We start from the raw sequence: 2,362 nt of genomic DNA on the forward strand, positions 1-2,362 counted from the left end.
AATTTAGGTTAAACGCTGGTTATACTTATTTTCCTGAAAGATCAGGTAGTTACATAGGGCGCTTAGCAAATGATAATAATGGAACTGCAAGAAGTGTTAATGCATCTACCAACAGTTATACTATAGAAAATATCTTAACGTATTCTAAGGATATTAAAAAGCATCATTTCGATTTTACTGCCTTATATAGTGCACAAGAACGTAAATACAATTCAACCACAGCAGGTGCTACCGGCTTTATTAATGATGAATTAGGTTTGGATAACCTAGGGGCAGGTGCTACACAAACAAGTGGTTCTTATCGCGATAGATATGGGCTGAATTCACAGATGGGCCGTTTATTTTACTCCTATGATAGCCGCTATTTATTTACTTTAACGGCACGTAGAGATGGTTCATCCGTATTTGGTGCAAATACAACCAAGTATGGTGTTTTCCCATCGGCAGCAATTGGCTGGAATGTTATTAACGAAAATTTCATGAAAAATGTTAAACTTATCAGCAATTTGAAATTGAGGTTATCGTATGGCAAAACTGGTAATGAAGCTGTTGGTGTTTATAATACCATCACCACTGAAGGTTCTTCCCGTTCTCCTTTTAACGGAATAAGTACAATTGGGGTTATCCCAAATAATTTGGGTAATATCATGTTACAATGGGAAACCACCAAAACGGCAAACATTGGTTTAGATTTTGGAATCCTTAATAACCGGGTTACAGGTAGTGTAGAAGCCTACCAGAATAAAACAAGTGGTTTGTTACTGAATAGAAGCTTGCCAATTATTACTGGTTACTCAAGAGTTTTAGAAAACATTGGTAAAACGACCAATAATGGTTTAGAGCTAACTTTGAATACTCAAAACATTGCAGGAAAAGACTTCCGTTGGGAAACAATGGTTGTTTTTGCGACCAATAAAAATAAGATCGACGATTTGTATGGCGATGGTAAAGATGACTTGGGAAACAGGTGGTTTATAGGACAGCCCATCAATGTCGTATATGATTACAAAATGACTGGTGTTTGGCAAACGGGCGAAGATGTTTCTAAGCAGGATCCAACAGCAAAACCAGGTAGCTTAAAGTTTGCTGATTTAAATGGTGACGGAAAAATTACTGGTGATGACAGAACCATTCTTGGACAAACCGCCCCGAAATGGACCGGTGGTATAACCAACACTTTTCATTATAAAAATATTAATTTAAGCGTATTTATTCAAACTGCGCAGGGTATAACGAGAAACAATCCTGATTTAACCTATGGCGATGAAACAGGTAGAAGAAATACGCCAGCTGAGATCGGTTACTGGACTCCTGAAAACCAAAGCCAAACCCGCCCGGCTTTGTCTTACAATAATACTTTAGGATACGGTTATGCATCTGATGCGAGTTACACCAGAATCAAGGATGTAACATTAAGCTATGTATTTTCACAACACATTTTAGATAAACTTCACCTGGGTAGTTTAACCGTTTATGCAAGTGGCCGTAACCTGCACACTTTCACCAATTGGGTAGGCTGGGATCCCGAGCAAACTACTTATGGTAGAGGATCAGGGAATTCTGGAGCTAATCAGCAGGCATTCGCGGCAGATTGGACAAATAATTATCCAATAACAAGAACTTTCGTTCTGGGTTTAAATGTTTCATTACGTTAATTATCATCATCATGAAAAAATATATAACCATATTCGCATCTTTATCCATATTATTTATTGCATTTTCATCTTGCAAAAAATCTTACTTAGATGAGAAACCATTTTCTTCATATACACCATTAACACTTACCGATTCACTTGGGTTTGAAGCCTCACTAATTGGTTTATATAATCATACCAGTACTATATTCTCCTGGGCCGATCAACAAGGCTGGCCAAGTGTTTGGCAGGTAGGAACCGATGTTGCAAATGCAACAAATAACCAGCAAGGTGTAGAAATACCTTACTATAACTACGCTTTATTAACATCTTTAGATGTTGGTGCCGGCCGCACCTGGAATAGAAACTATATCATGGTTAACTTAACGAATATTATTTTAGATGGTATAGAAAATCCAAGTGTTACCACTTTAAGTGCAGCAGGTAAAAATTCAGTAAGTGCCGAAGCTAAGTTTTTCAGGGCTTATGCTTATAATAATTTAGCTACTTTGTTTGGTGGTGTACCGCTGGTTACGCATGCATTGACAGGACCTAAAATAGATTTTGTAAGGGCACCAATAGCCGATGTAAACAACCTCATCGTAGCAGATTTGCTTTTTGCTGCAGCAAATCTTCCTGATATTGAATCGGTAAAAACTAATACCAAAGGCAAAATGTATGGCAGGGCAAATAAATTTATGGCCATGCAACTTTTGGCTGAAGTTTAT

2 protein-coding genes are annotated in these 2,362 nt (G+C 37.6%); both read left to right on the plus strand.

Going from position 1 to position 2,362, the window contains the following annotated elements; genetic code table 11:
* Positions 1-1,655, plus strand: a 1,655-nt coding sequence (locus tag AC1DND_RS25975; RefSeq protein ID WP_477585491.1) for a SusC/RagA family TonB-linked outer membrane protein, incomplete at its 5' end; no start/stop codon positions are given.
* An 11-nt stretch (positions 1,656-1,666) separates the two neighbouring features.
* Positions 1,667-2,362 (plus strand): RagB/SusD family nutrient uptake outer membrane protein (locus AC1DND_RS25980; protein ID WP_477585493.1); only part of this gene is annotated, 696 nt, incomplete at its 3' end.

The sequence above is a fragment of the Pedobacter sp. 01N416 genome (assembly GCF_056399685.1).